Source organism: Streptomyces sp. NPDC001315 (assembly GCF_042896175.1).
In the GTDB taxonomy this organism is placed as follows: Bacteria; Actinomycetota; Actinomycetes; order Streptomycetales; family Streptomycetaceae; genus Streptomyces.
Genome location: NZ_JBIAWZ010000002.1, coordinates 176232 through 200657 on the forward strand (window position 1 = coordinate 176232; position 24426 = coordinate 200657).

At 71.2% G+C, this 24426-nt stretch carries 24 protein-coding genes; 15 read left to right on the forward strand and 9 right to left on the reverse strand.

The window, feature by feature from the left end; translation table 11 throughout:
* Positions 1-7: 7 nt before the first annotated feature.
* Entirely contained in the window at positions 8-1285 is a 1278-nt protein-coding gene (locus ACFY16_RS07860; protein ID WP_390646240.1) for an MFS transporter, read from the reverse strand.
* A gap of 77 nt (positions 1286-1362) precedes the next feature.
* Here ACFY16_RS07860 and ACFY16_RS07865 point away from each other — a divergent pair, with 77 nt between their 5' ends.
* Positions 1363-2343, forward strand: a complete 981-nt coding sequence (locus tag ACFY16_RS07865; protein ID WP_390646241.1) for a DUF5937 family protein — start codon at positions 1363-1365, stop codon at positions 2341-2343.
* Positions 2344-2388: 45 nt separating this feature from the next.
* On the opposite strand, the gene ACFY16_RS07870 is transcribed toward ACFY16_RS07865, so the two are convergent.
* On the reverse strand, positions 2389-4026 hold the full coding sequence (locus ACFY16_RS07870) for an FAD-dependent oxidoreductase (RefSeq protein WP_390646242.1): 1638 nt from the start codon (positions 4024-4026) through the stop codon (positions 2389-2391).
* A gap of 263 nt (positions 4027-4289) precedes the next feature.
* On the opposite strand from ACFY16_RS07870, the gene ACFY16_RS07875 reads away from it, so the two are divergent.
* The 7 genes from ACFY16_RS07875 (at position 4290) to ACFY16_RS07905 (ending at position 9655) form a co-directional block, all read left to right on the forward strand.
* On the forward strand, positions 4290-5438 hold the full coding sequence (locus tag ACFY16_RS07875) for a SchA/CurD-like domain-containing protein (protein ID WP_390646243.1): 1149 nt from the start codon (positions 4290-4292) through the stop codon (positions 5436-5438).
* A 71-nt stretch (positions 5439-5509) separates the two neighbouring features.
* Positions 5510-5953: a cupin domain-containing protein gene (locus ACFY16_RS07880; protein ID WP_390646244.1), complete on the forward strand. Its 444-nt coding sequence runs from the start codon at positions 5510-5512 to the stop codon at positions 5951-5953.
* Positions 5950-7218 carry a beta-ketoacyl-[acyl-carrier-protein] synthase family protein gene (locus ACFY16_RS07885; RefSeq protein ID WP_390646245.1) on the forward strand — a complete coding sequence of 423 codons (1269 nt, stop codon included), beginning with the start codon at positions 5950-5952 and terminating at the stop codon, positions 7216-7218. The genes ACFY16_RS07880 and ACFY16_RS07885 overlap by 4 nt, the downstream gene beginning before the upstream one ends.
* Positions 7215-8465, forward strand: a complete 1251-nt coding sequence (locus tag ACFY16_RS07890; RefSeq protein ID WP_390646246.1) for a ketosynthase chain-length factor — start codon at positions 7215-7217, stop codon at positions 8463-8465. The genes ACFY16_RS07885 and ACFY16_RS07890 overlap by 4 nt, the downstream gene beginning before the upstream one ends.
* A 13-nt stretch (positions 8466-8478) precedes the next feature.
* Complete coding sequence (locus tag ACFY16_RS07895) at positions 8479-8736, forward strand: acyl carrier protein (protein WP_390646247.1); 258 nt, start codon at positions 8479-8481, stop codon at positions 8734-8736.
* Position 8737: 1 nt separating this feature from the next.
* The gene (locus ACFY16_RS07900; protein ID WP_390646248.1) at positions 8738-9217 is read left to right on the forward strand and encodes an SRPBCC family protein; all 480 of its coding nucleotides are present in this window, start codon (positions 8738-8740) and stop codon (positions 9215-9217) included.
* Positions 9218-9322: 105 nt separating this feature from the next.
* On the forward strand, positions 9323-9655 hold the full coding sequence (locus ACFY16_RS07905) for a TcmI family type II polyketide cyclase (RefSeq protein WP_390646249.1): 333 nt from the start codon (positions 9323-9325) through the stop codon (positions 9653-9655).
* A gap of 62 nt (positions 9656-9717) precedes the next feature.
* On the opposite strand, the gene ACFY16_RS07910 is transcribed toward ACFY16_RS07905, so the two are convergent.
* From ACFY16_RS07910 to ACFY16_RS07925, 4 genes are all read right to left on the reverse strand, one after another.
* On the reverse strand, positions 9718-10788 hold the full coding sequence (locus ACFY16_RS07910) for a methyltransferase (protein ID WP_390646250.1): 1071 nt from the start codon (positions 10786-10788) through the stop codon (positions 9718-9720).
* A gap of 46 nt (positions 10789-10834) precedes the next feature.
* Positions 10835-11893 carry a nitrous oxide reductase family maturation protein NosD gene (locus ACFY16_RS07915; RefSeq protein WP_390646251.1) on the reverse strand — a complete coding sequence of 353 codons (1059 nt, stop codon included), beginning with the start codon at positions 11891-11893 and terminating at the stop codon, positions 10835-10837.
* Between the two features lie 309 nt (positions 11894-12202).
* Positions 12203-12496 (reverse strand): MTH1187 family thiamine-binding protein, encoded by a 294-nt coding sequence (locus ACFY16_RS07920; protein WP_390646252.1) that lies wholly within the window; start codon positions 12494-12496, stop codon positions 12203-12205.
* A complete protein-coding gene (locus ACFY16_RS07925) occupies positions 12493-12837 on the reverse strand; it encodes a DUF3817 domain-containing protein (protein WP_390646253.1) in 345 nt (114 codons plus the stop codon). The genes ACFY16_RS07920 and ACFY16_RS07925 overlap by 4 nt, the downstream gene beginning before the upstream one ends.
* A gap of 224 nt (positions 12838-13061) precedes the next feature.
* Between ACFY16_RS07925 and ACFY16_RS07930 the strand changes: the two genes are divergently transcribed.
* The 4 genes from ACFY16_RS07930 (at position 13062) to ACFY16_RS07945 (ending at position 15712) form a co-directional block, all read left to right on the forward strand.
* The gene (locus ACFY16_RS07930) at positions 13062-13694 is read left to right on the forward strand and encodes an AIM24 family protein (RefSeq protein WP_355502056.1); all 633 of its coding nucleotides are present in this window, start codon (positions 13062-13064) and stop codon (positions 13692-13694) included.
* Position 13695: 1 nt separating this feature from the next.
* Positions 13696-14346, forward strand: a complete 651-nt coding sequence (locus ACFY16_RS07935; RefSeq protein ID WP_390646254.1) for an AIM24 family protein — start codon at positions 13696-13698, stop codon at positions 14344-14346.
* Positions 14343-15143 carry an AIM24 family protein gene (locus ACFY16_RS07940; RefSeq protein ID WP_390646255.1) on the forward strand — a complete coding sequence of 267 codons (801 nt, stop codon included), beginning with the start codon at positions 14343-14345 and terminating at the stop codon, positions 15141-15143. Before ACFY16_RS07935 ends, ACFY16_RS07940 begins: the two co-directional genes overlap by 4 nt.
* Before the next feature lie 92 nt (positions 15144-15235).
* Complete coding sequence (locus ACFY16_RS07945) at positions 15236-15712, forward strand: MarR family winged helix-turn-helix transcriptional regulator (RefSeq protein ID WP_390646256.1); 477 nt, start codon at positions 15236-15238, stop codon at positions 15710-15712.
* 352 nt (positions 15713-16064) lie between these two features.
* On the opposite strand, the gene ACFY16_RS07950 is transcribed toward ACFY16_RS07945, so the two are convergent.
* Genes ACFY16_RS07950 through ACFY16_RS07960 form a run of 3 tightly spaced genes read right to left on the reverse strand, consistent with a single transcriptional unit; the run spans position 16065 to position 18491 of the window.
* Positions 16065-16247, reverse strand: coding sequence for a hypothetical protein (locus ACFY16_RS07950; RefSeq protein WP_390646257.1), 183 nt, complete (start codon positions 16245-16247; stop codon positions 16065-16067).
* A 53-nt stretch (positions 16248-16300) separates the two neighbouring features.
* Positions 16301-17257, reverse strand: coding sequence for a methylmalonyl Co-A mutase-associated GTPase MeaB (meaB, locus tag ACFY16_RS07955; RefSeq protein WP_390646258.1), 957 nt, complete (start codon positions 17255-17257; stop codon positions 16301-16303).
* A 34-nt stretch (positions 17258-17291) separates the two neighbouring features.
* On the reverse strand, positions 17292-18491 hold the full coding sequence (locus ACFY16_RS07960; protein WP_390646259.1) for an acetyl-CoA C-acetyltransferase: 1200 nt from the start codon (positions 18489-18491) through the stop codon (positions 17292-17294).
* A 147-nt stretch (positions 18492-18638) separates the two neighbouring features.
* Here ACFY16_RS07960 and mce point away from each other — a divergent pair, with 147 nt between their 5' ends.
* From mce to ACFY16_RS07975, 3 genes are all read left to right on the forward strand, one after another.
* The gene (gene mce / locus ACFY16_RS07965) at positions 18639-19079 is read left to right on the forward strand and encodes a methylmalonyl-CoA epimerase (protein ID WP_390646260.1); all 441 of its coding nucleotides are present in this window, start codon (positions 18639-18641) and stop codon (positions 19077-19079) included.
* A gap of 209 nt (positions 19080-19288) precedes the next feature.
* Positions 19289-23137, forward strand: coding sequence for a polarized growth protein Scy (gene scy / locus ACFY16_RS07970; RefSeq protein WP_390646261.1), 3849 nt, complete (start codon positions 19289-19291; stop codon positions 23135-23137).
* A gap of 183 nt (positions 23138-23320) precedes the next feature.
* The gene (locus tag ACFY16_RS07975) at positions 23321-24256 is read left to right on the forward strand and encodes a cellulose-binding protein (protein ID WP_351144767.1); all 936 of its coding nucleotides are present in this window, start codon (positions 23321-23323) and stop codon (positions 24254-24256) included.
* The last annotated feature ends 170 nt before the right edge of the window (positions 24257-24426 follow it).

Genomic DNA, 24426 nt, shown 5'->3' on the forward strand with positions numbered 1-24426 from the left:
CCAGACATTACCCGGCGGTCATATCGCGGTCAGCCCCGTCTCGCCTTTCGGTCCGCCAGGTCTGTACCGCGAGCACCACGCAGCACAGTGTGCCCAGCGCCCCGGCGCCCGCGACCGCCGCGGTCACGCCCACGACCTCGGCCGCCGCACCCGCCAGCGCCATGCCCACACCCTGGACCGTCATCAGCCCGGCGGTCAGCAGGGTCATGGCCCGGCCGCGCAGTTCCTCCGGCACGTCCCGCACGAGCCACTGGTCCAGGCCGAGCGTGTACGCGGAGCCCGCACCCGAGATCAGGAGCAGCAGCAGCGAGACTGCGAGGCCGGGCTGGAGGGCGTAGCCGAGGTAGGGCAGCAGGGTGAGGCAGACCAGCGGGAGCGCGACGCGTTCCCGGGTCGCGGGCCGCAGCCGCGCGCCCGCGTACAGCTCCCCGGCGATCGTGCCGACCGGCAGCGCGCACATCAGCAGACCGAGGCCGGTGGAGCCGACGCCGAGGTCGTCGGCGTAGGGCGCGGCGAGTGCCTCCGGTGCGACGGAGAACATCGGTGGCACCCAGAAGAGCAGGAGCAGCACCCGTACCCGTCGGTCGGCCAGCACCTGCCGGGCGCCCTTGAGGGAGTCCGCCACCAGGGCGCCCGTGTCCCGTGCCCGGGCCGGGCGGCGCCGGGTGCCGAAGCGCAGCAGGGCCGCCGAGGAGAGGAAGGTGCCGATGGTGACCAGCAGCGCGTGGCGGGGGGAGACGGCGGTGAGCAGCAGGCCGCCCAGCCCGTAGCCGACGAGCAGCGCGCTCTGCGCGACGATCCGCAGCAGGGAGCGGCCGAGGACGAACAGGTCGCCGTCGCCGAGGATGTCGGCGAGCGTGGCCATGCGGGTCCCGGAGAACACCGGTGAGACGACGGCCAGGACGCAGCGCAGCGCGAGCAGCGCCGCGATGGGCGCGCCCGGCGCCACCATCAGCGCCACACACCCGGCGCAGACGAGGTCGCACACCACCAGCACGCGTCGGGCCGGGTAGCGGTCGGCGACGCCGGCGAGCAGGGTGCCGCCGACGAGGTACGGCAGGAAGCCGAGCGCGAAGGTCAGCGCGCTCAGCAGGGGCGAGCCGGTGAGGTCGTAGACCAGGACGGACAGCGCGATCTCGCTGACGACCACGCCGAGCATGGACAGCAGATGGGCGGCGAAGACGGCCCGGAACTCGGGGGCCGCGAAGACGCGGGCGTATCCCGTGGGCGGTGCGGGCGCGGGGGGTTCGGGCAGGGTCGTCGTGGCCTCGGGTTCTTCCGGCATGGGCAGCAGCGTGCGGCCCCGAGGACCGGTGACCGTAGAGTTTCGGCACAGGCCGAATCTTCCGGGGTGGTGACGTCGTGCCGATGCGTCTGCGCTTCGGGGAGGACGACTTCCTCCGCTGCCGGTTCGCGCTCTCCCCGCTGTGGGAGACGCAGGAGGTGGTGCGCACCCTCAAGCGACCCGACCGGCACGGCTACCACGCGCACTGGCTGCGCCGGATCCGGACCGCGGCCGACGCGCTGGACCTGACCGGCCTGTGGCTGCTGATGCCGCGCCGCGGCCACTCCCCCGACTGGCTGGGCTCGCCGCCCATCGGCCCGGCGGCCGGCTTCGAGGAGGAGATCGCCGCGGTCCGCGCCGCCGATCCCGAGGCGGCCCGCGCGGACACGGCACGGTCGCTCGCGGACACCCCGGGCGCGCTGGACTCGCCGCGGGGCCGGGCGTGGCTGGCGGACCCGGCACGCATGATCCGGGAGCTGTCCGACGCGTTGGAGGAGGTCTGGCACACCCTCCTCGCCCCGGACTGGCCCCGGCTGCGGGCCCTGCTGGAGGCGGACATCGCCTTCCACTCACGCCGGCTGGCCGAGGTCGGTCTCGGCGGGGTGCTGCCGGAGATCAACCGGCGCTGCGGCTGGCACGCCGGGACGCTGACCGTCGAGGCGCACGTCGAGTACGAGCGGCACCTCGGCGGGCAGGGGCTGGTGCTGATGCCGAGCGTGTTCAGCTGGCCGGACGTCATCAGCGGCTTCGACCCGCCCTGGCAGCCGACGCTCGTCTACCCGGCGCGGGGTGTCGGCGGCCTGTGGGCCGAGCCGGCGGACCGGCTGTCCGAGGCGCTCGTACGGCTGCTGGGGCGCGGCCGGGCCGCCGTGCTGACGGCGCTGGACGAGCCCGCCACCACGACGGCCCTCGCGCACCGGCTGGGGCTCGCACCGTCGTCGGTGTCCGCGCATCTGACGGCCCTGCGCGACGCGGGCCTGCTGACCGCGCGGCGGTACGGGCATCAGGTGCTGTACGAGCGGACCCCCCTGGGGATCGCGCTGGCCTCGGGAGGCTGAGATCCCTCGGGGGTCGCCGTTCTTCCGGTCCCGCGTCCGCGGGGCTCAGGCCAGGTCGAGCAGGGATGCCATGAGGTCGTACAGCGTCGTCTCCGGATCGCTCACCGCCTCCTCCGACCGCCATGCCACATACCCGTCGGGCCGGACCAGCACCGCGCCCCGCGGTGTCGTGCCGTGGAGTTCGGACCAGTCCGTGGAGTCCTGGGGGACGAGGTCCGCGTGCGGGCCCTTGCCGATACGGTACGAGTCGAGGCGTACCGCGAGGCGTTCGGCGACCTTGCTCGCCGCCGTGTGCCACGCGTCGTCGTCGGCGCCGCCGAGCAGCACGAAGGACCGCTCGTACAGGTCGAGCGTGGAGATGCGGACGCCGGAGCGCAGGAGCCACATGTGCGGGGCGCGGCTGCCGGGTTCGCCGGTCATCGCCATCTGCTCGGGCACGACCGGACCCTCGGGGTCGGTGCCGGCGACGGCGCCACGCGGATAGCGGTAGCCCAGGGCCACCTTGAGGACGCCGCCCTGCCGTCCGCCGCCGCCCGCACCGGGCGCGGGGGCGTAGCCCGGGTGGCTGTGTTCCACGGAGCGGGCGGCGGCACGCGCGCTCGTCGCCTGCGCCACGGGCAGCCGCTCCGCCTCGTAGGACTCCAGCAGTCCTGGCCCTGCCCAGCCGTTCAGCACGGCGGCGAGCTTCCAGGCGAGGTTGTGCGCGTCCTGGATGCCGGTGTTGGAGCCGAACGCCCCGGTCGGCGACATCTCGTGGGCGGAGTCCCCGGCGAGGAAGATCCGGCCCGCCGAGTACCGCTCGGCGACCCGCTGCGCCGCGTGCCAGGGCGCCTTGCCGGTGATCTTCACGTCCAGGTCGGGGACGCCGACGGCCCGGCGGATGTGGGCGGCGCACCGCTCCTCCGTGAAGTCCTCCAGCGTCTCGCCCCGCTCGGGGTGCCAGGGGGCGTGGAACACCCACTTCTCGACGTTGTCCACCGGCAGGAGCGCCCCGTCCGCCTCCGGGGCGGTCAGGTAGCAGCAGATGAAGCGCCGCTCGCCGACCGCGTCCGCGAGGCCGCGGGAGTCGAAGGTGATGCTCACGTTGTGGAACAGGTCGCCGGGACCCGTCTGGCCGATGCCCAGTCCCTCGCGGACGGGGCTGCGCGGACCGTCGGCCGCGATGAGGTACTCGGCCCGTACGGTGGTGTGCGCGCCGGTGTCCCGGTTCTTGACGACCGCGGTGACGCCGTCCCGGTCCTGGTCGACGGAGAGCAGTTCGGTGGAGAACCGGATGTCGCCGCCGAGGTCACGGGCACACTTCAGCAGCACCGGCTCCAGGTCGTTCTGGCTGCACAGGCACCATCCGCTCGGGCTGAAGCGGGCCAGGCCGCCGCCCGGGTCGATCTCCTTGAACAGCCATTCGCCCTGGTCGCCGACGAGGGACGGGGTCTGCAGGATGCCGTGGTTGTCCGCCAGTGTCGACGCGGCCGCCCGGATCCGCTGTTCGGCCCCGGCGACCCGGAACAACTCCATCGTGCGCACGTTGTTGCCGCGCCCGCGTGGGTGCATGGAGGTGCCCGAATGCTTCTCGACGACCAGGTGCGGGACCCCGAGACGGCCCAGGAACAGTGAGGCGGACAGGCCCACGAGGGAGCCCCCCACGACGAGAACGGGCACGTGGTGGTCGACTTCTGCGTTCATCAATGCCTCCAGCAGCGGACCCCGGCTTCAGGGCTTCCATGGACCCTCCGGCTACAGGGCTTCCATGCCCCGGCGGGAGGGGTTCGCTCGCCCCATTCACCCGACTGGTGCACCCGGTTCGTCACCCGCTTCGCCCGGGGGGTCACCCACGTGGTTCACGCGACTCGCGCCGTCCTTCAGACCGAATCACGATCGGGGTCCGGGCTGATCGCCGCTCCCGACACCGGGAGCGCCCCGGTTGTCACCGAGGAGATGTGTGCTGAATGACCATCACGGAACGAGTAACGGAACGTGTCTCGGAGCGTGTGTCGCAGTCCGCGTTCGACGGCTCGCGTCTGCGGGTCGTCCTGCTGCTGGACCTTCACGACGGCGCCCAGCAGCAGTTCCTGGAGGCCTACGAGCAGCTGCGCAACCAAGTGGCCTCCGTGCCCGGCCACATCAGTGACCAGCTGTGCCAGTCGATCGAGAACCCCTCGCAGTGGCTCATCACCAGCGAGTGGGAGAGCGCCCCGCCGTTCCTGGCCTGGGTGAACAGCGAGGAGCACGTCGAGACGGTCCAGCCGCTGCACAGCTGCGTCCGTGACACCCGCTCCCTGCGCTTCAGCGTCCTGCGCGAGACGCGCAACGCCTCCGCGCCGCTGCCGGAGTCGGAGAAGGGCCACTTCCAGCCGACGGCACGGCTGGGCGACGGCGTGGTGCGCCACGCCCTCACCTTCACGGTGAAGCCGGGCAGCGAGCGTGTCGTCGCCGAGCTCCTCGCCGGATACTCCTCGCCGCAGGCGCAGGTCGACGAGAACACCCGGCTGCGCCGCACCTCGCTCTTCATGCACGGCAACCGGGTGGTCCGGGCCATCGAGGTGGAGGGCGACCTGATGGCCGCCCTGCGCCATGTGTCCCGGCAGCCCGAGGTCCGGGCGGTCGAGGAGGCCATCAACCCCTACCTGGAGCAGGACCGGGACCTCAGCGATCCGGGGTCGGCCCGGGTCTTCTTCACCCGGGCGGCGCTGCCCGCGGTGCACCACGTGGCGATCGGCACCGGCGAGCCGTCGGACGTGAAGCGGCACGCACTTTTCTACCCGGCGAAGGCGGGGTCCGGCATGGCCCTGGCGCGGCTGCTCGCCCGCGAGGACGAGGCGGCGGCCGAGGACCCCGCCAACCCCGTACACGGCAGCACGATCTTCCAGCGCGACGACATCGTTGTCCGCCTGGTCGACGTACGGGGTGACATCAAGCACGACCCCGTCCTGGCCGTCGGTCTCAAGGGCGGCCGCGACGGGGCCGTCCTGAGCCGCCTGCTCGACGGCGACGCGCTCGGCGTCTACGGGGCGCCGGAGACCGAGAAGGACATCGCGCACTTCCTGGAGCGGTCCGACATGCAGCTGATCACCGACCGCAGCTCATCGCGCTCCTGACCGGAGCGTCCGGCCCGGTCACGGCCGGACGCGCAGGCGCCGTCGGCACACATCAACCGGAGGAAACACACATGACCACGCCCCGCCCACGCATCGTGGACCTGAGCGAGACCGAGCCGAACACCCGGCGCGGAGGTGATCTGCGCGCCATGCTCACGCCCACCGCGGTGGGCGCCAAGAGCGGCTTCATGGGCCTCGCCATCATCCAGCCCGGCGACCGCATCGGGGAGCACTACCACCCGTATTCCGAGGAGTTCGTCTACGTCGTGAACGGTGTGCTCGAAGTCGACCTGGACGGCGAGACGTTCCCGATCCGGGCCGACCAGGGCCTGCTGATCCCGATCAACATGCGGCACCGCTTCCGCAACGTGGGCGATGTGGAGGCCCGGATGGTCTTCCACCTGGGCCCGCTGGCGCCACGCCCCAAGCTCGGCCACGTCGACACCGAGGTGACCGACGAGATGGAGGGAGCCGGACAGGTCTTGACCCCAGCGCGAGCCGAGGCGGTGTCATGACCCGGCGCGTGGCGGTCACCGGCGTCGGCATCGTGGCCCCCGGCGGTGTGGGCGTACCGGCGTTCTGGGACCTCCTGGCGAACGGCCGCACCGCGACGAGGGGCATCACGCTCTTCGACCCGGCGGGTCTGCGTTCGCGTATCGCGGCGGAGGTCGACTTCGACCCGGCCGCCCACGGAATCGACGCGGCGACGACCGAACGTGCCGACCGCTATGTCCAGTTCGCCATGGTCGCCGCCCGGGAGGCGGTGCGCGACGCGGGACTCGACCCGGAGAAGGAGGATCCCTGGCGCATGGGGGTGTCCCTGGGCACCGCCGTCGGTGGCACCACGCGCCTCGAAAACGACTACGTGGCGGTCAGCGAGACCGGCCGGCGGTGGGATGTCGACCACCGCCTGGCGGGTGCCCATCTGCACCGCGCGTTCTCGCCGAGCGCCCTCGCCTCCGAGGTGGCCGAGCAGTTCGGGGCCGGCGGCCCGGTGCAGACCGTCTCCACCGGCTGCACCTCCGGCCTCGACGCGATCGGCTACGCCTTCCACGCAGTGCAGGAGGGCCGGGTCGACGTCTGCATAGCCGGGGCCTCGGACTCGCCGATCTCGCCCATCACGATGGCGTGCTTCGACGCCATCAAGGCGACCTCGCCGAACAACGACGACCCCGCGCACGCCTCCCGGCCGTTCGACAAGGACCGCAACGGGTTCGTCATGGGTGAGGGCGGAGCCGTACTGATCCTGGAGGAGCTCGAACACGCCCGTGCCCGCGGTGCGCACGTGTACTGCGAGATCGGCGGCTACGCCACCTTCGGCAACGCCTACCACATGACCGGTCTCACCCGGGAGGGCCTGGAGATGGCGCGCGCCATCGACGACGCGCTCGCCCACGCGCGCCTGGACGGCTCCGCCATCGACTACGTCAACGCCCACGGCTCCGGCACCCAGCAGAACGACCGGCACGAGACGGCCGCGGTGAAGCGGTCGCTGGGCGACCACGCGTACCGGACGCCGATGAGCTCGATCAAGTCGATGGTGGGCCACTCCCTGGGCGCCATCGGGGCGATCGAGGTCCTGGCCTGTGTCCTGGCCCTCGTCCACCAGGTCGTGCCGCCGACGGCGAACTACACGACCCCGGACCCCGAGTGCGACCTCGACTACGTGCCACGCACCGCACGCCAGGCCAAGCTGCGCAACGTGCTGTCCGTGGGCAGCGGCTTCGGCGGCTTCCAGTCCGCGGTGATCCTGACCCGACCAGATCGGAGGACGCGATGAAGCCACAGCGAACCCGGCGCGCCGTCGTCACCGGCATAGGTGTCGTCGCCCCCAACGGAGTGAACACCGAGACCTTCTGGAAGTCCACGCAGGAGGGCCTCAGCTTCCTGGACCGGGTGACCCGCGAGGGGTGTGAGCACCTGCCCCTGCGGATCGCCGGCGAGGTCCACGGATTCGATCCGGCGGCACTGATCGAGGAGCGGTTCCTCGTCCAGACGGACCGGTTCAGCCACTTCGCGATGGCCGCCGCCGACGGCGCGCTGGCGGACGCCCGGCTCGGCCGCGCCGACACCGACCGGGATCCGTTCGCGGTCGGCGTGGTCACCGCCGCGGGATCCGGCGGCGGCGAGTTCGGGCAGCGGGAACTGCAGCGGCTGTGGGGGCAGGGGCCCAGATTCGTGGGTCCGTACCAGTCCATCGCCTGGTTCTACGCGGCGAGCACCGGCCAGGTGTCCATCCGCGGGGGCTTCAAGGGGCCGTGCGGCGTGGTGGCCAGCGACGAGGCCGGTGGCCTGGACGCCCTGGCGCACGCCGCCCGGGCGGTCCGGCGGGGCACCGACGTGATCGTGGCCGGTGCCGCCGAGGCTCCGCTGGCGCCGTACTCGATGGTCTGCCAGCTCGGCTACGAGGACCTCAGCACCAGCGACGACCCGACGCACGCCTACCGGCCCTTCACGGACGGCGCGTGCGGGTTCGTGCCCGCCGAGGGCGGCGCCATGCTCGTCGTCGAGGCGGAGACCGTCGCGCGGGAACGGGACGCCGCCGTCCGGGCGTTCGTCGCCGGGCACGGGGCGACCTTCACCGGCGCGTCCCAATGGGAGCAGTCCCGGGAGGGACTGGCCCAGGCGATACGGGTCGCCCTCGACGAGGCCGCGTGCGCTCCCGAGGAGGTCGACGTCGTCTTCGCGGACGCGTTCGGGGTGCCGGCGGCCGACCGTGCCGAGGCGCTGGCGATCGCCGACGTCCTGGGCGGACACGGCCGACGGGTGCCGGTGACGGCGCCCAAGACCGGGATCGGCCGGGCGTACTGCGGGGCGCCGGTGCTGGACGTGGCGGCGGCGGTGCTCGCCATGGAACACGGCCTCGTGCCGCCCACGCCGAACGTCTTCGACCCCTGCCACGACCTCGACCTGGTGACCGGACGTGCCCGCCCCGCCGAACTGCGCACGGCGCTGGTCCTCAGCCGGGGACTCATGGGCTCCAACGCGGCACTCGTGCTGCGGCACGGCGCCCACGCCCTCTCATGAGAAGGAGAAACCGATGGACAACCAACTGACCGTCCAGGAGCTGGCCGCTCTGATGAAGAAGGCGGCCGGCGTCACCGTCGACGCGAGCGAGCTGGCGGACCGGCTCGACTCCGGCTTCGACGAGTTCGGGCTGGACTCGCTCGGCCTGCTCGGCATCGTCGGCGAGCTGGAGAACAACCACGGCCTGATCCTGCCGCCCGACGCGGAGCGCTGCAGGACCCCGCGCGAGTTCCTCGACCTCGTCGGCAGCAACGTAGTGGCAGGAGCCTGACATGGCCGGACACACCGAGAACGAGATCACCATCGACGCCCCCCTGGACGTCGTCTGGGACATGACCAACGACATCGAGAACTGGCCGCAGCTGTTCAGCGAGTACGCGTCCGTCGAGGTCCTGTCCCGGGAGAACGGCAAGACCACCTTCCGTCTCACCATGCACCCGGACGACAACGGCAAGGTCTGGAGCTGGGTGTCGGAGCGGGAGCCCGACCGGCCGAAGCTCACGGTCAACGCCCGCCGGGTCGAGACCGGCCCCTTCGCGTACATGAACATCAAGTGGGTGTACTCGGAGACCCCCCGCGGCACGCGGATGCACTGGACGCAGGACTTCGCGATGAAGCCCGACGCGCCCGTCGACGACGCCTGGATGACCGACAACATCAACCGCAACTCGGTCGTCCAGCTGGAACTCATCCGGGACAAGGTCGAACAGCGCGCCCGTGAGCGCGCGACCGCCTCCGCCACCACCGACTGACCCTCCACCCTCCACTCCTGTCGGCCCGCGGACCGTCCTTTCGGACGGTCCGCCCGGCTGTCGCCCGCGAAAGTCCCGCACAAGTCCCGCGAAAGGACGCTCCCCATGCACCAAGCCCTGATCGTGGCCCGGATGGCACCGGGCACGGCCCCGGACATCGCGAAAGTGTTCGCGGAGTCCGACAGCGGCGAACTGCCGCACCTCATCGGCGTCACCCGTCGCACCCTGTTCCAGTTCGACGACGTGTACATGCACCTCGTGCAGGGGGACCGGCCGCTCGGCCCCGCGATCGCCAAGGTGGCCGACCACCCGGCCTTCCGGGACGTCAGCGACAGACTCACCGCCTACGTGAGCGCGTACGACCCGATGACCTGGCGCAGTCCCAAGGACGCGATGGCCCAGGAGTTCTACCGCTGGGAACGCGACAGCCGTTCCTGACACCCGAGGTGACAAGGGCCCGCCCCCGGCCAGTACCGGGGGCGGGCCCTTGTCACCTCGGATCAGGCGGGTACGACGCACTCGAACGCGTGCAGATACGCGTTGACCGGCCGGATCTCCCCGACGGTCAGACCGGCCTCCGTGATACGGGTGACCAGGCTCTCCTTGGTGTGCTTGGCTCCGCCGACGTTGAGGAGCAGCAGCAGGTCCATGGAGGTGGTGAACTTCATCGAAGGGGTGTCGTCGACGAGGTTCTCGATGACGACGACCCTGGCCCCGGGGCGGGCCTTCGCCAGCACGTTCCGCAAGGTCCTGCGGGTGCTGTCGTCGTCCCATTCCAGGATGTTCTTGATGATGTACAGGTCGGCCTCGACCGGGATGCTCTCGCGGCAGTCCCCGCCGACGATCCGGGCCCGCGCGGCGAGTGACCCGCCGTCACGCAGCCGGGGGTCCGCCTTCTCCACCACGCGGGGCAGATCGAGCAGGGTTCCCCGGACGCCCGGGTGCTTCTCCAGCAGGCTGGCCAGTACGTGTCCCTGGCCGCCGCCGATGTCGGCGACCGTCGAGACGCCGGTGAGGTCGAGGAGTTCCGCGACGTCCCGCGCCGACTGCTCGCTGGACGTGGTCATGGCCTGGTTGAAGACATGGGCGGAGTCGTGCGCGTCCTCGTGCAGGTAGTCGAAGAACCCCTTGCCGTACAGCTCGTGGAAGACGCTGCCGCCCGACCGCACCGCTTCGTCGAGCAGCGGCCAGGCGTTCCAGGTCCAGGGTTCGGTGCACCAGAGGGAGATGTACCGGAGGCTGTGCGGGTCGTCCTCGCGCAGCAGCCGGGACATGCTGGTGTGGACGAACCGTCCGTCCTCGTTCTGCGCGAAGATGCCGTAGCAGGACAGGGCCCGGAGCAGCCGCAGCAGGGGCCGCGGCTCGGTGCCCAGCTCGGCCGCGAGCTGCTCCGCGGTGGCGGGCTCCTCGCCGAGCACGTCGGCGACGCCGAGTCTGGCCGCCGCCCGGACGGCCGCGGCGCACGCGGCCCCGAAGACGAGCTCCCTGAGCCGCATGGCCGGAGCGGGCTGGGAGGCGGCGGCCGGAGCCGCGGCCTGAGCCGTTTCGGGGGCGGGACTCACAGTGGTCATGTACCGTCTCGATTCGCTTGGTCCAGCAAAGACGCGGGTCGGCCGGTCAGCACATTCCGGCGGGTTCGGAACGCCGGCACGTGTTGCGGTCGAACTCGTTTCCCTTTCCGGTGTCCCGGTTGGCCAGGTCGGCCGTCGAATTGCCCGTCAGCACGTTGTCCCGGATGACGTTGCGATCGTTCGGAGTGCCCACCATGCTCTTGTACAGCACCACTCCGCCGGAGAACGGGGACGTGCCCACGTTGTCTCGGACGTCGTTGTACTCCACGACCGTGTCCTCGACTCCGGTGAGGACGATTCCGGCGCCCTGAACAAAGGGCAGCCGGGCCGTTTTCGGGCAGTACTTGTTGTTCTCCTGGACGCTGTTGCCGCGAACGGAAATGGCTCCGGTGCGCGGCTTGTTCTCGTCGCCCACGACGAAGATGCCGCCGCAGTTCCCGGCGAGGTAGTTGTCCTCGACGCTGACGTTCCGCAGGCGCCTGACCGTGATGCCGATGCGGTTGCCGGTCAGGGTGTTGCGGCGGGCGACGGTGCCGTGCGTGTCCGTGGCGCCGGCCTCGGTGGCGACCGTGTTGGAGAGGAAAAGGCCCGACTCTGCGTTGTCCCGGGCGGCATTGTCCTCGAACACACTTCGGACGGACCGTTCCTCGGCGAAGCCCCAGTTGCCGTTGTTCTCGGCGCTCACCCTCCGCACGGTCAGCCCGTCGGTGTTCGATGCCCACAGGCCGTTCTTCTTGTAGCCGGTCAGGGTGAGCGAACGGATGCTGGTACCGGTGACCGGCCGGGCGGACGTGCCCTGCACACAGATACCGTTGCCGGCCGCCGCGCAGCTGTTGCCGGCCTTGGTCGTGTCCGGCTTCAGTACGGTCCATTTCCCCGAGCCGCGAATACTCAGACCGGACTTCGTGACGAGGACGCTTTCATGGTAGGTGCCGGGCGCGATGAAAATGATGTCGCCCGCGTGTGCGGCGTCGACCGCTTTCTGGATCGATTCCCCCGGAAGCACGACATGGGCGGTCGTGGCGTGGGCTGACGGAACACCAGCCAGTCCCGAGGCCACCACGAGTGCGGTGCAACCGAGGTATCTGATCTGTTTTCTCTCCATGAGTCGAAGTTATGGTCCACAAATCCGACTCGCCATGTTGGCTCACCTGTTTACGGCAAGTGGGGCGCGAATGGCCCAATCCTTGACCTGAAAGGGCGCAGGGCTCGGCGATGGCTCCCCCGGCGCAGGTGGTGTCAGACCGCCCACTGGACGACCGGTCCGAGTTCCGCCAACGCGGCTGCCGGCGCCCCGAGTTGGTCCAGCGCTCGCGGAGTCGCATCCGCGCGGGCCCTTCGCGACGCGGACGCCCAACGGCCCCTCGCGAAAGTGGTGTTCGCGAGGGGCCGGTCAGGGGATGCCTGCGCTGTGCTACGCGGAGAGGTGACGCTCCACCGTCTCCACCTTCGAGGTGAGGCCGTCCGTCACGCCGGGGCGGAGGTCCGCCTTGAGGACGAGGGACACGCGCGGGGCCCGTGCCTCGACCGCGGCGACAGCGCGCTTGACGACGTCCATCACCTCGTCCCACTCCCCCTCGATCGAGGTGAACATCGCGTCGGTGCGGTTGGGCAGACCCGACTCCCGGACCACGCGGACGGCGTCGGCGACGTACTCCCCCACGTCCTCGCCGACCCCCAGCGGAGTGACGGAAAAGGCGACGATCATGCGTTCACGATTCCTTCCTTGCGGGCGCGGGAGGCGATCACCGCGTCCTCGGCCTCGCGCCGGAGCTTGCGCTCCGCGAAGAAGCCGCCGGTCGGCAGGACCGAGAGGACGAAGTAGAGCGCGGCGGTCCTGAGGGACCACTTGGTGCGGTTCCAGGCGTCGGCCCAGAAGATCACGTACAGGATGAACAGGACACCGTGGACCGATCCCATCACGGGCACCGCGTCGAAGTCGGTGGTCCGCTTCAGCACCGAGCAGACGAGCAGGAGCAGGAAGGAGACGGCCTCGGGGGCCGAGACCAGGCGGAGGCGGCGGAGGGCGGTGGCGGTCTTGAGGTCCACGGGTCACCTTCGGTGGGATCGGGGGAGAGAAGACGTCGACGGTTTGTGAACGCACGCACAAGCGCGCGTCCATTGTGACAAACGGGTGGGCGCCGGCCGGGAGGGGGTCCGGCCCGGCGCGGCTTCCGCCCGGCCCGGCCACCCCTAGGGGTGGGATCAGGGGCCGTCTCCACCCGTGGGCCCTGTCCGCGCGGCCGGGCGGCGGCTACCTTCGCAGCGTGGCGATGTTCCGACTTCAAGGCAGCAAGGTGCTCGCCGTCGACATGACCGGGGACGCCGTGAAGGCGAAGAACGGCTCGATGGTCGCGTACGACGGACAGATGGCCTTCAAGAAGCTCAGTGGCGGCGGCGAGGGGCTGCGGGGAATGGTGACCCGGCGGCTCACCGGCGAGCAGATGACCGTGATGGAGGTGAGGGGACAAGGGACGTGCTGGTTCGCGGACCGCGCCTCCGAGATCAACCTCGTGAATCTCCAGGGGGACAAGCTGTACGTGGAGTCGAGCAACCTGCTCGCGACGGACGCCGGGCTGCGCACCGGCACGACGTTCACGGGGCTGCGCGGCGCCTCGCAGGGCAACGGGCTGTTCACGACGACCGTCGAGGGGCACGGCCAGGCGGCGATCACGTCGGACGGGCCGGCGGTGGTGCTCAGGGTCAGTCCGCAGTACCCGCTGACCGTCGACCCGGGCGCGTACATCGCGCACCAGGGAAACGTCCGGCAGTCCTTCCAGTCCGGTGTGACGTTTCGCACGTTCCTCGGGGAGGGCGGCGGCGAGGCCTTCCAGATCCGCTTCGAGGGGGACGGGCTGGTGTACGTGCAGCCGAGCGAGCGGAACACGATCGCGGGGGACGTGTGACATGACCTTCCGTGAGATCAACTCGAAGATGGTCGAGGCGACCGTCCTGCCGGGGCAGCGCCTGTTCAGCCAGCGCGGCGCCATGCTCGCCTACCGGGGCGAGGTGTCCTTCACGCCCAACATGCAGAGCGGCCAGGGCGGGGTCATGTCGATGATCGGGCGCCGGGTCGCGGGCGAGGCCACCCCGCTGATGACCGTCGAGGGCAGCGGCACGGTCCTGTTCGGGCACGGCGGCCACCACGTCCAGGTCATCAACCTCGCCGGCGACACGCTGTACGTCGAGGCGGACCGCCTCCTCGCCTTCGAGGGCACGCTCCAGCAGGGCACGATGTTCCTGGGCGCGCAGGGCGGCGTCATGGGCATGGTCCGGGGGCAGGTCACCGGGCAGGGGCTGTTCACGACCACCCTGAAGGGACAGGGCGCGGTGGCGGTGATGGCCCACGGGGGCGTCTTCGAGATCCCCATCACTCCGCAGCGGCCGGTCCACGTCGACCCACAGGCGTACGTCGCCCACCACGGCGACGTACGCAACAAGCTGTCCACGGCGCTCGGCTGGCGCGACATGGTGGGCCGCGGCTCCGGGGAGGCGTTCCAGCTGGAGCTGAGCGGCAACGGTGCGGTGTACGTCCAGGCGTCGGAGGACAAACTGTGAGCGCTTACGGAACTCCGGGCGGCCCGGCGGTCCACGACCCGATGACGCTGCCCGTCGACGACAACGTCAACAACTACACCTTCTGTGTGGAGCTCAAGGGGAGCCAGTGGTTCCTGCAGAAGGGGAAGATGATCGCCTACTACGGCTCGATCGATTTCAACGGCATCGGGTACGGGCGATTGGACCGTCTTGTCCGTACGTCCTTTCATTCGCCTCTGCACGCCGCCGACTGGGTCGTGGCGGAGGGATCCGGCAAGATGCTCCTCGCCGACCGGGCCTTCGACGTCAATTCGTACGACCTGGACGACGGCAACCTGACCATTCGCTCTGGCAACCTGCTCGCTTTTCAGCCAAGTCTTGCCCTCAAGCAGTCGATCGTGCCGGGTTTTCTGACCCTTATCGGAACCGGAAAGTTTGTGGCCGCATCTAACGGTCCGGTGGTGTTCATGGAACCCCCGATCCGGGTGGACCCGCAGGCGCTCGTCGGCTGGGCCGACTGCCCGTCGCCGTGCCATCACTACGACCACGGGTACATGACCGGCCTGATGGGCGGTCTACGTGCGATGACGGGCCTGGGCGGGGCCTCCGGAGAGGAGCATCAGTTCGAGTTCGTGGGAGCCGGCACGGTGCTGCTCCAGTCGACCGAGACCCTCATGGCCGAGCAGGCCACGGGGGCGGTTCCGCAGCAGGCGGGTGTGCCCGGCGGTGGCGGCGTCCCAGGTGGGCACGGGCAGCAACCGGGCCCACCGCGCCTTCCCGGACAGCTGGGGGACCTCCAGCGTCGCTTCGGGCTGTGAGCGGTAGTCTGCGGAGTGTGACATCGAACGCGTGCGCACAGTCACACCACCCTCACTAGTTCGCCTTTCAACCTTTTAGGTAGACTTCATTCATGGAGACCGAGACGGCCACGCGCTGGCTGACCGATGCGGAGCAGTGCGCCTGGCGCACCCACCTGGAGGTCAACAGGCTGTTGAGTTACCAGCTCGAAAAGGACCTGCAGCCGTTCGGCCTGACAATGAACGACTACGAGATCCTGGTGAACCTCTCCGAGTCGGAGGACGTCAGGATGCGGATGAGCGACCTCGCCTCCGCCACCCTCCAGTCCAAGAGCCGGCTCTCCCACCAGATCACCCGCATGGAGAACGCCGACCTGGTACGCCGTGAGAACTGCGAGTCCGACCGCCGCGGACTGTACGCGGTTCTCACGGAGCACGGCCTGGAGACGATGCAGAAGGTCTCGCCCCATCATGTGGCGTCCGTGCGGAAGCACTTCATCGACCTTCTCTCACCCGAGGCCCTGGCGGAGCTCGACAAGGCCCTGACGCCCATCGCGCAACACCTCCGCGGGCAGCGGGGCCGCCCCTGACAGGGCGCTTCATGCGAACGCCGACAGGCGGGACTCGAACAGAGCCCCCGCCTGTCGGTGCGCCGGGGACCGGCCGGGCAGGCGATGAGCCGATGGGCACCGTCCGCCGGTGAGCGCATCCGTGCCCGGGGAGGTCGGGCAACCAGGCGGGACCACGGAAAACACCCACGGCAGGCCGCGCGCGACACCGCCGGCCGGGCGCCGCTTTCCGCCGAGCAGAGCTCACCGCGGACCCGCGCGACGCTCCCGCGTCCCACCCGTATGGCGTATCGGCGGAAGGCGAGCGCCGGGGCGAGGCCGCGCACCGCGCGACGCCCACCCCGGGCGAGACCGCCCCGCATCCCGTCGGGCATCAGCGGCAGTGGCGCGCCAGTCTGCGGCCCCGTTGAAGCAGACCGCCGAGCGCGCTGCCGGCCGACAGCGCGGCGAGTACCCGGGCCACGGTGTCGTCGCCCTGGTGCCGCTGCCCCGCGACGGCGAGGACCAGCAGGTCCGTGGCGCCCGGGGCGAGCCCGACCCCGCCGGCCACGCCCACGGGCGCCAGGAGCCCGCGCGGCCACCCCGGCGGCCCGGTTCCGCCGACCAGGGTCAGCCCTGTGTCAGTCCCGCCACCAGCTCGTCCGCCGCCCGGTAGGGATCCAGTTCTCCCGCCACGATGCGCTCCGCCAGCGCGCTCAGGCGGCGGTCGCCGTGCAGGTCGCCGATGCGTTCGCGCAGGGCCGTGACGGCGATGGTCTCGACCTCGCGGGCGGCCCGGGCGCGACGGCGTTCGGCCAGGGTGCCCCGCTCCTCCATCCACGCCCGGTGCTTCTCCAGGGCCTCGACGACCTCGTCGATGCCCTCGGCGCGCGCGGCGACCGTCTTGACGATCGGGGGGCGCCAGTCGCCGGGGCCGCGGGACTCGCCGAGGCCGAGCATGTGGTTCAGCTCGCGCGCGGTGGCGTCGGCGCCGTCACGGTCGGCCTTGTTGACGACGTAGACGTCGCCGATCTCCAGGATTCCGGCCTTGGCGGCCTGGATGCCGTCGCCCATCCCCGGAGCCAGGAGGACGACCGAGGTGTCCGCCTGGGAGGCGATCTCCACCTCCGACTGGCCGACGCCGACCGTCTCGACCAGGATCACCTCGCAGCCGGCCGCGTCCAGGACGCGGATCGCCTGCGGCGCGGACCAGGCGAGGCCGCCCAGGTGGCCGCGCGTCGCCATGGAGCGGATGTAGACGCCGGGGTCGGAGGAGTGCTCCGACATCCGGACGCGGTCGCCGAGCAGGGCCCCGCCGGAGAACGGGGAGGACGGGTCGACGGCCAGGACGCCGACCCGTTTGCCCTGCTTGCGGTACGCGGTCACCAGCGCCGAGGTGGACGTCGACTTGCCGACGCCCGGGGAACCGGTCAGACCGACGACGTACGCGTTGCCCGTGAGCGGGGCCAGCGCAGCCATGACCTCCCTCAACTGCGGGGACGCCCCCTCCACCAGGGAGATCAGCCGGGCCACCGCCCGCGGCCGGCCTTCCCTGGCCTGGGCCACCAGAGAGGAGACGTCCTGCATCACAGCTCCGTTCGACGAGGGACGTACAGAGAACTCAGGCCTTGGCTACCCGCACGATCAGCGCGTCACCCTGGCCGCCGCCACCGCACAGCGCGGCGGCGCCGACCCCGCCGCCCCGGCGCTTCAGCTCCAGCGCCAGGTGCAGCACGAGCCGGGCGCCGGACATGCCGATCGGGTGGCCCAGGGCGATCGCTCCACCGTTGACGTTCACCTTTTCGGTGGAAACCCCAAGGTCCTTCATTGACTGCACCGCGACGGCGGCGAAGGCCTCGTTGATCTCGATCAGGTCGAGATCCGAGACCTCCAGGCCCTCCTTCTTCAGGGCGTGCAGGATCGCGTTCGACGGCTGCGACTGCAAAGAGTTGTCCGGGCCCGCCACGTTGCCGTGGGCGCCGATCTCCGCGATCCACTCCAGGCCGAGCTCCTGCGCCTTGGCCTTGCTCATCACGACCACGGCCGCCGCACCGTCCGAGATCTGCGAGGAGGAGCCGGCGGTGATCGTGCCGTCCCGGGTGAACGCCGGACGCAGCTTGCCCAGCGACTCGACCGTGGTGTCGCCGCGGATGCCCTCGTCCTTGCTGAAGACGACCGGCTCGCCCTTGCGCTGCGGGATCTCGACCGGGGTGATCTCGGCCTCGAAGACGCCGTTCTTCTGAGCCGCGGCGGCGCGCTGGTGGGACAGGGCCGCGATCTCGTCCTGCGCCTCGCGGCCGATGCCCAGGCGGGTGTTGTGCTTCTCCGTGGACTCGCCCATGGCGATGTTCTCGAAGGCGTCGGTCAGACCGTCGTACGCCATCGCGTCGAGCAGCTCCACCGCGCCGTACTTGTAGCCCTCCCGGGACTTCGGGAGGAGGTGCGGGGCGTTCGTCATGGACTCCTGGCCGCCCGCGACGACGATGTCGAACTCACCCGCGCGGATCAGCTGGTCGGCCAGCGCGATCGCGTCGAGGCCCGACAGACACACCTTGTTGATCGTGAGCGCCGGCACGCTCATCGGAATGCCGGCCTTGACCGCGGCCTGACGGGCCGGGATCTGCCCGGCCCCGGCCTGGAGCACCTGCCCCATGATCACGTACTGCACCTGGTCGCCGCCGATACCCGCACGGTCGAGGGCGGCCTTGATGGCGAAGCCGCCGAGGTCGGCTCCCGAGAAGGACTTCAGCGAGCCCAGCAACCGCCCCATGGGCGTACGAGCGCCCGCGACGATCACAGAACTGTTCGTTCCAGAAGACATGAGCTGCGATCCCCTTACCGGCCTGCACAGCCGAGGAGTGAACGAGGGTTTACTTGAATGTACTGAGCGGTAGTCCACCCGTCATCGGGCTGTCGGTGTGATCGCGCGCACGTTGCGTAACCACCTCCGGAGCGCTGCACTGACAACATGCTGACGCGAATCGACCACATCGGGATCGCCTGTTTCGACCTCGACAGGACCGTCGAGTTCTACCGTGCGACATACGGCTTCGAGGTGTTCCACTCCGAGGTCAACGAGGAGCAGGGCGTGCGCGAAGCCATGCTCAAGATCAACGATACGTCCGACGGCGGTGCCTCGTACCTCCAGCTCCTCGAGCCCACCCGCCCGGACTCCACCGTCGCCAAGTGGCTCGACAAGAACGGTGAGGGTGTCCACCACATCGCTTTCGGTACGGCGGACGTGGACGGGGATGCCGCCGCCATCGAGGACAAGGGCGTACGGGTCCTGTACGAGGAGCCACGGCGCGGCTCCATGGGGTCGCGAATCACCTTCCTGCATCCAAAGGATTGCCACGGTGTACTGACAGAACTGGTCACTTCGGCGCCTGTTGAGTCACCTGAGCACTGACTCTCGTACATATGGGCCGGTAGGGTTGGGGGCGGTCGTCGCTCGTACCGGGGCGACCGCATGCCGGGGTCCGGGTTTCGGGGGACGAGCGTCGGGGCAGCAGCCCATGCTCCGTTGTTGATCTGACACCATTCCCCGGGGGCCCCGTTCGGCGGATGGACGGAGCTCGTTGGAGAAGCTTGCGACCAGGGGACGGATGGGACCGCGCAGTGCGGGGCTACGAGAGCCAGGAGCGAGAGCCGGCGGCTGACGTCGACCACCTCTCTCGGTTCGAGGCCGAGATGAAGCGGCTGAAGACCGAGCGGGAAAAGGCGATCCAGCACGCCGAGGACCTCGGCTACCAGGTCGAGGTGCTGCGCGCCAAGTTGCACGAGGCGCGGCGCACCATCATGTCCCGGCCCGCCTTCGACGGCGGCGACATCGGGTATCAGGCCGAGCAGCTGCTGCGTAATGCGCAGATGCAGGCGGACCAACTGCGCCAGGAGGCCGAGCGCGAGCTCAGCCAGGCCCGGGCGCAGACCCAGCGCATCCTCCAGGAGCACGCCGAGCAGGCCGCCCGGCTCCAGGCCGAGCTGCACCAGGAGGCCGTGGCCCGCCGGCAGCAGCTGGACCAGGAGCTGGCCGAGCGCCGGCAGACGGTCGAGTCGCACGTCAACGAGAACGTGGCGTGGGCGGAGCAGCTGCGCGCCCGCAGCGAGTCGCAGGCCCGCCGCCTCCTCGACGAGTCCCGCGCCGAGGCCGAGCAGGCCATGACCGCCGCCCGCGCGGAGGCCGAACGGGTCACCGCGGAGGCCCGGCAGCGGCTGCAGAGCGAGGCCGAGGGGGCCCGCGCGGAGGCCGAGCAGTTGCTGCGCCGCGCCCGCACGGACGCCGAACGCCTGCTGAACGCCGCCTCCACCCAGGCCCAGGAGGCCACCGACCACGCCGAGGCGCTGCGCAGCTCCACGGCGACCGAGTCCGACGCCGCCCGCCGCCAGGCCGCCGAGCTCAGCCGCGCCGCCGAGCAGCGCATCGCCGAGGCCGACACGGCACTGCGCGAGGCCCGCACCGAGGCCGAGAAGCTGCTCGCCGAGGCCAAGGAAGCCGCCGCGAAGACGCTCGCCGGCGCCGAGTCGGCGAACGAGCAGCGCACCCGCACCGCGAAGGAGCAGGTCGCCCGACTGGTCAGCGAGGCCACGAAGGAGGCCGAGACCACCAAGGCGGACGCCGAGCAGGTCGTCGCGGACGCCCGTGCCGAGGCCGAGAAGGTCCTCGCCGAGGCCGCCGAGAAGGCCCGCAGCGCCACCGCGGAAGAGACCGCTTCCCAGCTCAGCCAGGCCGCGCGCACCGCCGAGGACGTCCTCAACAAGGCGCAGGAGGACGCGCGGCAGACCACCAGGGCCGCCGCCGAGGAGGCGGAGCGGATCCGCACGGAGGCGGAGACCGAGGCGGACCGGCTGCGCGCCGAGGCGCACGACATCGCCGAGCAGCTCAAGGGCGCGGCGAAGGACGACACCAAGGAGTACCGCGCCAAGACGGTCGAGCTGCAGGAGGAGGCCCGCCGGCTGCGCGGCGAGGCCGAGCAGCTGCGCTCCGACGCGGTCGGCGAGGGCGAGAAGATCCGCGCCGAGGCCCGCAAGGAGGCCGTCCAGCAGATCGAGGAGGCGGCCAGGACCGCCGAGGAGCTGCTCGCCAAGGCGAAGGCGGACGCGGACGAGCTGCGCCAGAGCGCCACCACGGACAGCGAGAAGGTCCGTACCGAGGCCATCGAGCGCGCCACCACGCTGCGCCGGCAGGCCGAGGAGACCCTGGAGCGCACCCGCAACGAGGCCGAGCGGCATCGTGACGAGGCCGTCGAGCAGGCCGAGGGCATCAAGGCGGACGCCGAGCGGGCCGCGGGCGAGCTGCGCGAGGACACCGAGCGCGCCATAGCGGCCCGGCAGGCCGAGGCGGCCGACGAGCTGACCCGGCTGCACACCGAGGCCGAGGAGCGCCTCGCGTCGGCCGAGCAGGCGCTGACCGACGCCCGCGAGGAGGCCGAACGGATCCGCCGCGAGGCCGCCGAGGAGAACGACCGGCTGCGCGGCGAGGCCGCCGAGCGCATCCGCACGCTCCAGGCGCAGGCCGAGGCGGAGGCCGAACGGCTGCGTGACGAGGCCGCCGCCGACGCGTCCGCCTCCCGTGCCGAGGGCGAGACCATCGCCGTACGTCTGCGTTCGGAGGCCGCGGCCGAGGCCGAGCGGCTGAAGACGGAGGCCCAGGACACCGCCGACCGGGTCCGCGCGGAGGCGCAGGCCGCCGCCGAGCGGCTGGCCGCGGAGGCCTCGGAGACGCTGGCCGCCGCGCAGGAGGAGGCCGTCCGGCGCCGCCGCGAGGCCGAGGAACTCCTCGGCTCCGCCCGCCAGGAGGCCGACCAGGAGCGCGAGCGGGCCCGCGAGCAGAGCGAGGAACTGCTGGCGTCCGCGCGCAAGCGCGTCGAGGACGCGCAGACCGAGGCCGTACGTCTGGTCGAGGAGGCCGACCGGCGCGCCACCGAGATGGTGTCGGCCGCCGAGCTCCACGCCCAGCAGGTACGGGACTCCGTCGCCGGGCTGCACGAGCAGGCGCAGGAGGAGATCGCCGGGCTGCGCAGTGCCGCCGAGCACGTGGCGGACAGTACTCGCCGGGAGGCCGAGGAGGAGGCGGACCGGGTCCGCGCCGACGCCTACGCCGAGCGGGAGCGGGCGAGCGAGGACGCGACCCGGCTACGGCGCGAGGCGCACGAGGAGTCGGAGGCCGCCAAGACGCTCGCCGAGCGCACCATGGCGGAGGCGATCGCCGAGTCGGAGCGGCTGCGTACGGACGCGGCCGCGCACGCCCAGCGCGTACGTACCGAGGCCTCGGACGCCATCGCCCAGGCCGACCAGGACGCGGCACGCACCCGGGCGGACGCCCGTGACGACGCCAACCGGATCCGGTCGGACGCGGCGACGCAGGCGGACACGCTCATCACCGAGGTCACGGCCGAGGCGGAGCGGCTGCAGTCGGAGACGATCGCGGAGGCCGAGCGGGTACGGGCCGAGGCGGTCGCCAAGGCCGAGAAGCTGATCGGCGACGCCACCGGGGACGCGGAGCGGCTGCGCGCCGAGGCCGCCGACACCGTCGGTTCCGCGCAGCAGCACGCCGAGCGGATGCGCGCGGAGGCCGAACGGGGACGGGCCGAGGCGGCGGCGCAGGCCGAGCGACTGGTGTCCGAGGCGCGCGAGGAGGCCGAACGGACCCTCGACGAGGCCCGCCAGGACGCCAACAAGCGGCGTTCGGAGGCGGCCGAGCAGGTCGACACGCTCATCACGGAGACCACGGCCGAGGCCGACAAGCTGCTCACCGAGGCCCAGCAGCAGGCGCTGAAGACCACGGCGGACGCGGAGTCCCAGGCGGACACCATGGTCGGCGCGGCCCGCAAGGAGGCCGAGCGGCTCGTGTCCGAGGCGACGATCGAGGGCAACGGGCTGGTGGAGAAGGCCCGTACGGACGCGGACGAACTGCTCGTCGGTGCCCGCCGCGACGCCACCGCCATCCGGGAGCGCGCGGAGGAGCTGCGCGACCGCATCACGGGCGAGATCGAGGAGCTGCACGAGCGGGCCCGCCGCGAGGCCGCCGAGACGATGAAGTCGACCGGCGACCGCTGCGACGCGCTCATCAAGGCCGCCGAGGAACAGCTCGGCAAGGCGCAGACGAAGGCCAAGGAGCTGCTGTCGGAGGCCAATTCCGAGGCGGGCAAGGTGCGTATCGCCGCCGTCAAGAAGGCCGAACTGCTCCTGAAGGAGGCCGAGCAGAAGAAGGCGTCGCTCGTGAAGGAGGCCGAGGAGCTCAGGGCCGAGGCGATCCGCGAGGCCAGGCGCACGGTCGAGGAGGGCAAGCGCGAGCTGGAGCTCCTGGTGCGGCGCCGCGAGGACATCAACGCCGAGATCTCCCGTGTCCAGGACGTCCTGGAGGCGTTGGAATCCTTTGAGACCCCGTCAGCCGGCAAGGACGGCGGAGTCAAGGCGGGCGCGACCGTGGGTGCCCCTCGTTCGGGTGGCAAGCCGTCAGAGGGCTAGCGCAACGTGAGAGTTCCGTTAACGTCTGAGGCCTTTGACCGAGTTTTTGGCAAGCCGTCCGGCGGTGAGCCACTCAAAAGGGGTGTCATTCTCCAGATCAAACACGTATCCGCTCGATGACACACCGCTTCGGCCCCTAGGATTCCACCTATCACCTCACCGGTCTCATTCGACAGGAACCCCATGAGCGACACTTCCCCCTACGGCTTCGAGCTTGTGCGGCGTGGGTACGACCGCGCTCAGGTGGACGAACGCATCTCGAAGCTCGTCTCCGACCGTGACAGCGCTCTGGCCCGCATCACCGCTCTCGAGAAGCGCATCGAGGAGCTCCACCTCGAGACGCAGAACGCCCAGGCACAGGTGAGCGACGCCGAGCCGTCGTACGCCGGTCTCGGCGCGCGTGTCGAGAAGATCCTCCGCCTCGCCGAGGAGGAGGCCAAGGACCTGCGCGAGGAGGCCCGTCGCGCGGCCGAGCAGCACCGCGAGCTCGCCGAGTCGGCCGCCCAGCAGGTCCGCAACGACGCAGAATCGTTCGCTGCGGAGCGCAAGTCCAAGGCCGAGGACGAGGGCGTCCGGATCGTCGAGAAGGCCAAGAGTGACGCCTCGCAGCTGCGCGCCGAGGCCCAGAAGGACGCGCAGTCCAAGCGTGAGGAGGCCGACGCCCTCTTCGAGGAGACCCGCGCCAAGGCCGCGCAGGCCGCCGCCGACTTCGAGACGAACCTCGCCAAGCGCCGCGAGCAGTCCGAGCGCGACCTGGCGTCGCGTCAGCAGAAGGCCGAGAAGCGCCTCGCCGAGATCGAGCACCGCGCGGAGCAGCTGCGCCTGGAGGCCGAGAAGCTGCGCACGGACGCCGAGCGCCGCGCCCGCCAGACGGTGGAGACGGCCCAGCGCCAGGCCGAGGACATCGTGGCCGACGCCAACGCCAAGGCCGACCGCATCCGCTCGGAATCCGAGCGCGAGCTGGCGGCGCTGACGAACCGCCGCGACTCGATCAACGCCCAGCTGACGAACGTCCGCGAGATGCTCGCCACCCTCACGGGCGCCGCGGTGGCCGCCGCCGGCACCCCCGCCGACGACGAGCCGATCTCCCGCGGGGTTCCGGCCCAGCAGACCCGGTAGGTCCGTAGCGACAACCGAGGCCCGCACTCTCTCCCCCGAGGTGCGGGCCTTCGTCGTACCGTCGCCTTCGTCGCGCGGTCGCCGCCGTCGGACAGTCGCCGCCGTCGCGCGGTCGCCGCCGTCGGACGTTGTTTGCCCGCCCGGGTGGCAGCCGCCGAACGCCCGCCCTA

Excerpts from the sequence above, each read along its gene's own strand:
- ACFY16_RS07860 (WP_390646240.1), bottom strand. The coding sequence starts at position 1,285 with ATGCCGGAAGAACCCGAGGCCACGACGACCCTGCCCGAACCCCCCGCG.
- ACFY16_RS07900 (WP_390646248.1), top strand. The coding sequence starts at position 8,738 with ATGGCCGGACACACCGAGAACGAGATCACCATCGACGCCCCCCTGGAC.
- ACFY16_RS07920 (WP_390646252.1), bottom strand. The coding sequence starts at position 12,496 with ATGATCGTCGCCTTTTCCGTCACTCCGCTGGGGGTCGGCGAGGACGTG.
- ACFY16_RS07870 (WP_390646242.1), bottom strand. The coding sequence starts at position 4,026 with ATGAACGCAGAAGTCGACCACCACGTGCCCGTTCTCGTCGTGGGGGGC.
- ACFY16_RS07905 (WP_390646249.1), top strand. The coding sequence starts at position 9,323 with ATGCACCAAGCCCTGATCGTGGCCCGGATGGCACCGGGCACGGCCCCG.
- meaB (WP_390646258.1), bottom strand. The coding sequence starts at position 17,257 with ATGCAGGACGTCTCCTCTCTGGTGGCCCAGGCCAGGGAAGGCCGGCCG.
- ACFY16_RS07910 (WP_390646250.1), bottom strand. The coding sequence starts at position 10,788 with ATGACCACTGTGAGTCCCGCCCCCGAAACGGCTCAGGCCGCGGCTCCG.
- ACFY16_RS07930 (WP_355502056.1), top strand. The coding sequence starts at position 13,062 with ATGTTCCGACTTCAAGGCAGCAAGGTGCTCGCCGTCGACATGACCGGG.
- ACFY16_RS07880 (WP_390646244.1), top strand. The coding sequence starts at position 5,510 with ATGACCACGCCCCGCCCACGCATCGTGGACCTGAGCGAGACCGAGCCG.
- ACFY16_RS07935 (WP_390646254.1), top strand. The coding sequence starts at position 13,696 with ATGACCTTCCGTGAGATCAACTCGAAGATGGTCGAGGCGACCGTCCTG.
- ACFY16_RS07885 (WP_390646245.1), top strand. The coding sequence starts at position 5,950 with ATGACCCGGCGCGTGGCGGTCACCGGCGTCGGCATCGTGGCCCCCGGC.
- ACFY16_RS07890 (WP_390646246.1), top strand. The coding sequence starts at position 7,215 with ATGAAGCCACAGCGAACCCGGCGCGCCGTCGTCACCGGCATAGGTGTC.
- ACFY16_RS07960 (WP_390646259.1), bottom strand. The coding sequence starts at position 18,491 with ATGTCTTCTGGAACGAACAGTTCTGTGATCGTCGCGGGCGCTCGTACG.
- mce (WP_390646260.1), top strand. The coding sequence starts at position 18,639 with ATGCTGACGCGAATCGACCACATCGGGATCGCCTGTTTCGACCTCGAC.
- ACFY16_RS07915 (WP_390646251.1), bottom strand. The coding sequence starts at position 11,893 with ATGGAGAGAAAACAGATCAGATACCTCGGTTGCACCGCACTCGTGGTG.
- ACFY16_RS07975 (WP_351144767.1), top strand. The coding sequence starts at position 23,321 with ATGAGCGACACTTCCCCCTACGGCTTCGAGCTTGTGCGGCGTGGGTAC.
- ACFY16_RS07875 (WP_390646243.1), top strand. The coding sequence starts at position 4,290 with ATGACCATCACGGAACGAGTAACGGAACGTGTCTCGGAGCGTGTGTCG.
- ACFY16_RS07945 (WP_390646256.1), top strand. The coding sequence starts at position 15,236 with ATGGAGACCGAGACGGCCACGCGCTGGCTGACCGATGCGGAGCAGTGC.
- ACFY16_RS07895 (WP_390646247.1), top strand. The coding sequence starts at position 8,479 with ATGGACAACCAACTGACCGTCCAGGAGCTGGCCGCTCTGATGAAGAAG.